Source organism: Bartonella sp. AP88HLJMH (assembly GCF_042195605.1).
In the GTDB taxonomy this organism is placed as follows: domain Bacteria; phylum Pseudomonadota; class Alphaproteobacteria; order Rhizobiales; family Rhizobiaceae; genus Bartonella.
Genome location: NZ_JBHIOR010000026.1, coordinates 1 through 6,530 on the forward strand (window position 1 = coordinate 1; position 6,530 = coordinate 6,530).

The 6,530-nt window shown below is 39.5% G+C and carries 2 protein-coding genes; both read right to left on the bottom strand.

The window, feature by feature from the left end:
• The coding region (locus ACFIMA_RS08550) for an autotransporter outer membrane beta-barrel domain-containing protein (RefSeq protein ID WP_375693363.1) at positions 1–2,969 on the bottom strand (2,969 nt) is incomplete at its 3' end.
• A gap of 651 nt (positions 2,970–3,620) precedes the next feature.
• Positions 3,621–6,530: autotransporter outer membrane beta-barrel domain-containing protein (locus ACFIMA_RS08555; protein WP_375693752.1), on the bottom strand; the 2,910-nt coding region annotated here is incomplete at its 5' end.

A 6,530-nucleotide genomic window follows, 5' to 3' on the forward strand; every position in this document is an offset into this window, starting at 1 on the left:
AAGGTTCCTGTGTTTCCGTAAGTATAGAGGAAGAAACCGGTTTGTTTTTCCTCTTCTTTTCCTAAGACAGATGTTCTCATTGTGGCTAAAAGTGCGTTTTGTTTAGCCATATCGGTTAGTCCCGTGTAGAAGAGAGCATTTGGCATGACTAAATAGCTTGCTGTTTGTGGTACAGGGGCAACGGTAGGAATATTTGTTTCAGGATCAGGATTTGAACCAGAATTGGAGTCAAGCAGTTCGGGTTGCAAACGGAAATCCCAGAAATTTTCATTCTTTTCATCAAAGAGGTTTTGTGCAATATCGGCGTTGCCTTGGCTTGAGTCTGGTCCATAGGCACGTAGTGTATACATATCTGGTAAGCCACCTCTTGTGGTATAGCCATTTACCAGTTTGAAAGAGTTTTCCTCTGCTTTTCCAGAAACTTGAATAAGTGAAAGACCCCGGACATTGGCAGCAGCAGAGGTATTTGCTTCGATATTGTTCTCTTCTAAGCGCCCCGTGACATAAACTGATGTGTTGCCAGAGACATCCCCATGGATCAAAAGCCTATCGGTTTTTTGGTCATTTATTGCAGCACCATCACTCCAAGCCGTGTTGAAGTAAATCTTTGCATCACCCGTTGCATTGTAGACTTCTTGCGTGTCTGGTTTACCAGAACCTATATGCAATGTTTGGTAATGATCTTCTGTTGGTCCATTAAAGATAATGGAGCTGTTATCGAGATTAAGCGTGGAAATATCAGAACGAGATCTTTGAGCGATATCAAGGAGATTGCCATCATCATCTTTTTCGTTTTTGCTAATTTTCAACGTCCATGTTGTATTGTTTTTTAGATCAAAGTGCACATTTCTGTCTTTAGCAATATTTGCTCTGCCCTCTAAAATAGACTGATCTGCGCTTAATGTGAAGGTGCCGTTGGAGATCGTTTTAACCTCTTTACCATCCCACAAATCTTTATCTTTCCATGATGTTTTGTCCCAAAAAATACCATCTCCTAATAATACGTCAGCATGGACTTCTGATTTTTTAAGATTGACTGTGCCGATTGATGGAGCAGCAGCATCTTCGATGCTTTTTTCAACAACAGTTCTAACGAAAATTCCTGTACCATTTTCAGCATGAAGCTCTGCATTGGTCAGATTGATCTCATTACTATGATATTTTTGTGGATCATGCGAGCTATTCGGATTATTATCGGAGAAAGTTGCGAATTGTAAACCGGCAACTTCTGCTGTGGCAGAAACATCTGTCAGATCAATATGTCCGCCATTTATTACAACCAGTGCAGCCATTTTTGCTTCTATTGTATTTTTCTTCCCCTTCTGAGGAGTATCGGATTGGGTATCTAGGCTTTTAGAATTAGTATCAATAGCACGATTGCTCGTTTTAATTGTGCTACCTTCAATGACAAAAAGACCAACATCAACATTTTGAATGGTTGTTTTGCCATTGAATTCAACTATACTATCGGCATCCCAAATGTTTACACCAACGGTTGCTGCTTCGGACTCACCACCGGTTATTGTTAAATCTCCGCTAATGATTTGACTTCCACCGTCTGCATAAAAACCTTCATCGACATTTTGAATGGTTGTTTTGCCGGTTAACTGAATTTCACTACCAGAATCCTCTGTCCGTACACCAGTGCTTATTTTGCCGAGATTTTCATTAATTGCTTTACCACCGACTACTGTTAAATTTTCGCTGGTAATTTTGCCACCATTTATTGCTCTAAGACCCTTCAAAATATTATTAATCGTTGCCGTTCCATGCAATTCAATTCTGCTATCAGGACCAAGTGCAAGTGCACCGGTTCCCGCGTCATTCGTTGTTAAAGCTATATCCGTGACATCAATCTGTCCACCATTTCGTGCCTCAAGCCCATGTGTGAATTTTTCAATGGTTGTTTTTCCATTTAGTTCGATCTTGCTGTTAGGCAGGTCAACTCCTACACCAGTGCTTTCTTCTTTTGCTCCAGAACCGATGAGTGTTAAATTTTCGCTGGTGATTTTACCACCATCAAATGCTCCAAGACCGTTCAAAGCATTGTTAATCTTTGTATTGCCTTTTAATTCAACTATGCTATCAGAACCAAGTGCAAGTGCACCGTTTCCGAAGTTATCGGTTGTTAGAGTAACATCCGTAATTTCAATACGTCCACCATTTTTTGTAAGTAATGCGTTTTCATGTCCATTCAAACTTCCTCCTATGACAGCCCCTCCTTTCATTGTGATCTTGGATTCTATACCATCTGCATGGAGTCCAGTACCATTAGGTGATGCGACTGTAACATTGTTGTTTAAAGTAATGATGCTGCCATTTTGAGCAGATATTGCTGTATTTTTTGCACGAAATGATCCTCCAGAGATTGTTATTGTCGAGTGATCATCTGCAGATATGCCTGTTAGTGCTTGAGTAACGGTTACATTGTTCAAGGTTACTGTGCTGTTTTTAGCACTTATTCCTAAGGATAGTGAACTGTTATCGTTTTCACTCGATATTACTACGTCTTCCAGCTTGTTTTTTTTACTCTTACTGTCAGAAAAGGAAGCACCAGTGCTAGATAAAATGCCAGATGAGGAGGCCTCCATTCCAGAATATGTAATTGTTCCCTTAGTCATTTGAAGTGTAGCACCGTCTTTGGCTTCAAGGCCTAAGAAAATACCAGAACCAGTGCCTTTAATGGTTGTGCCATCCAGTAACTCAATCGCACTGTCAGCACCTTCTGCTGTTACAGCATAGACGGTTTGGTTTGTGCCTTGGTTTATATCTTTATTCGTAACAATGGTTAAATGTTTTCCAATGATTTTGCCACCGTCTTTTGCGTGAATAGTTTCGTAGGTTTTATCGGATACTTCTTGTTGTTTTCCCTCAGAAACTACGAGGGTTTCAGCATGTGCACTGAACTGGATATTGAATAGGATGATAGCAGCCGCAGCTGTGCATGATAAAAGGGATGTTTTATACACTAGTATTCTCCTTATGAGAGCCCCAAAATATTCATTTCCCCGCGAACTTCATAAGAAGAAGTGAAAATGGATAGTTGTTATTACTTTCAGTAATTGTCTTTAATTTGGTAAGACATTTTTGGTTTTTTGTCAAAATTAAAAAATAATTGATATTAATTATGTATAATACAAAATGTATTTATAATGGATTTTATTTAAAGAATTATAATTTTGAATATTATTATTCAGAGAAATATTGTGAGATACTGATATAGTGGTACCATAACATCTTTTACGTGATGGTAGGGATTATTATATGACGCAAATTGGGGTTATGAGGGAACAAAAAAAGATGTAGAAGAAGCTAGTAAAAAAGCTAACTTACTTGGGCTTAAAGTGGGCTTTCATCTTTCAACACAGTGGTATTAATTTATTTCTAATAGACTTCTCTTTTTTTCAAAGTAGGAAGTACTCTTCATCCACTGGGGATGGAAGTGCTCTGTTGCGTTTGTTGTGTCTTGTCTTGGAGATTTTCGTAAAGAACTAAGTATAAAGAGGGAAGGGTGCTTTAAAAGGAAAAAGGATGACTTTAATGTACAAAAAGGGCAGCATATTGTGCTACCCTTTTTATTAAATTGAATAGAATGAATAGGCTATTTTTACAGCCTTGATTTAAAACTGATAGCGTATGCCACCTGAAAAGCTTGCACCACTTATACCAGTTTTCTGAAGCTTTTGTCGATAGCTTACATCACCGTAAAGAGAGAAATTGTGAGACAGTTGTGCATTGATGCCAACGCCGCCCTCAATTGCTGTTCCCATGGGATCAAGGTCAAAATCTCTGCCAATCTGGATGGTACCATCATCACCAAAGGTTTTGATCAAGTTTGCTTTTCCATAGAAGGAAATGGCAGGACCATTTTCAGTGGTCATAATGGTTTTGGTTAAACGTCCACCAACACGGATCAACCATTGAGAAGGATTGTTCATATCAATTTTTAAATTATCAGCATCTTCAATGGTATCAAACATCAAATGTTGATAAGCAAGTTGTATTTGGGGCTCGAAGGTTAAACCTTCCATTCCGGTAGAAAATTGTTTGCCAACGGTGGTGGAAATACTCAACATTTTTACATTGTTCAATTTCGCGGTTTTACCAATGATAGCATTGGTGATATCGCCCTTTATTATCCCATAGGATAAAAGCGTATCGATATAGAAACCACTGTCATGTTGTACACTACCATAGGCAGTGAGAGACCATTTATCTAGGGTGCTTTTACTTGCATCCTGCATCTCTTTTGGAGTGAAAGACAGCCGCCCATAGGTGCCTAAAAGACCAAGATGTGTAGTAGTGCGGTGCCCTTCTAACGTAGTCAATGCAACCCCACCTTGTATAGCGGCGTAGCGAATATCAGCACCATAACCATATTTAAGGGGACCGCGTTTCGAGGATAAGGTTCCTGTACCCCCATAGGTAGAGAGGAAGAAACTGTTTTTTAGATTTTTCTGCTCTCCCAAGACTGTTGTTCTCATATTGGCTAAAAGTGCATTTTGCTTGGCCATATCGGCCAATCCAGTATAAAAGAGGGCATTTGGCATAACCAAATAGCTTGCCATTTGTGGTACAACTGCTCTTACTTTTGAATCGGGGTCAAAAAATTCAGGCTGCAAACGGAAATCCCAGAAATCTTTATCCTTTTCATCGAATAAGTTTTGGTTAGCATTGGCTTTGCCATAGCTTGAGACTGGTCCATAGGCAGTCAGCGTATATTTATAAGGAGTTCCTCCTATGGTGGTATAGCCATTTTTCAATTTAAAGGAGTCTTCTTTTGCTTCTCCAGAAACTTGAATAAGTGAAAGTCCACCTATATTTGAAGGAGGAGAAGCATTTTCTACACTCTCTTTATCCCCTGAAATACTTTTGACATAAACTGTTGTGGTGCCTGCTACATCACCGTGAATGAGAAGCCTATCGGTTTTTTGTGCATCTATTGCAACACCATCACTCCATATAGCGTTGAAATGAATTTCTGCCTCACCAAAGGCATTATAGACTGCTAGAGTGGTTGGTATTCCAGATCCTACATGCAATGTATGATAATGATCTTCTACCGGTCCATTAAAAACAATAGAACTATCATTAAGATTGAGCACAGAAATATCAGAACGTGACCTTTGAGCAATAGCAAGCAGTTTTCCGTCATCATCGGTTTCTTTTGTACTGGTTTTCAATATCCATGTTGTCTTGTTTGTCAAATCAAAGCGTACGGTTCTGTTTTCTGCAATTTTTGCTCTTCCCTTTAATACCGAGTGATTAGCATTTAATGTAAAAGCAAAATTATTTTCTTTAGTTGAAGCTTTTGCTGCTAATAAAATATCGGCACTGATTTCTGAATTTTTGAGATTGGCTATACCGATTGATTGGTCTGCGTTAATTCCAATGCTATTTTCAGTGCGAATCTTTGTATTTGTCAAGTTGATTTCTAAGGCGTTATCGTCCTCGGATTTATCAAATATTATGCCACTGTTTTCTGCTGTTGCAGAAACATTTGTTACATCAATATATCCGCTATTTTTTACAACAAATGCTGATCCTTTTGCTGCTACGGTCCCTCCATTCATTTTAATTGTGCCACCGTTTTCTGCATAAAGTCCGATGAAAGTATTGCTAATCGCTGTATTTCCATGCAATTCAATTAAGCTGTAAGGATTGCTGGCAGCTGCACCGTATCCGTTGCCATCCATTGTTGTTAGAGCAACGTCTGTGACCTTAATATGTCCACCATTCATTGCGAACAATGCCATGGTTGTCGCAGTTACTGTTCCCCCAGTCATTATGATTGTGCCACTATTTTCTGCATCAAGTCCGGTTACAGCATTATCAATAGTTGTCTTCCCATACAATTCAATCAAGCTATTAGGATCGGTGGTAGCTGCACCGTATCCGTTACCATACATCGTTGTTAGAGCAACATCTGTGACCTTAATATGCCCACCGTTTTTTGCAAACACTGCCATGTTTGCAGCGGTTACAGTTCCTCCCGTCATTGTGATTGCACCACTATTTTCTGCATTAAGCCCGATGAAAGCATTATTAATTGTTGTCTTTCCATGCAATTCGATCAAGCTATCAGGATCGGTGGTAGCTGCGCCATAGTTACCATTTATTGTTGTTAGAGCAACATCTGTGACTTTAATATGCCCACCGCTTTTTGCAAGCAATGCCATGTTTGCAGCGGTTACAGTTCCTCCCGTCATTGTGATTGCACCACTGTTTTCTGCATTGAGCCCGATGAAAGCATTATTAATCGTTGTCTTTCCATGCAATTCAATCAAGCTTTCAGGATCGGAGGTAGCTGCTCCGTATCCGTTACCATACATCGTTGTTAGAGCAACATCTGTGAGCTTAATATGTCCCCCGCTTTTTGCAAGCAATGCCATGTTTGTTGCGGTTACAGTTCCATCTGCCATTGTGATAGTACCACTATTTTCTGTATAAAGTCCGATGAAAGCATTATTAATCGTTGTCTTTCCATGCAATTCAATCAAGCTTTCAGGATCGGAGGTAGCTGCTCCGTA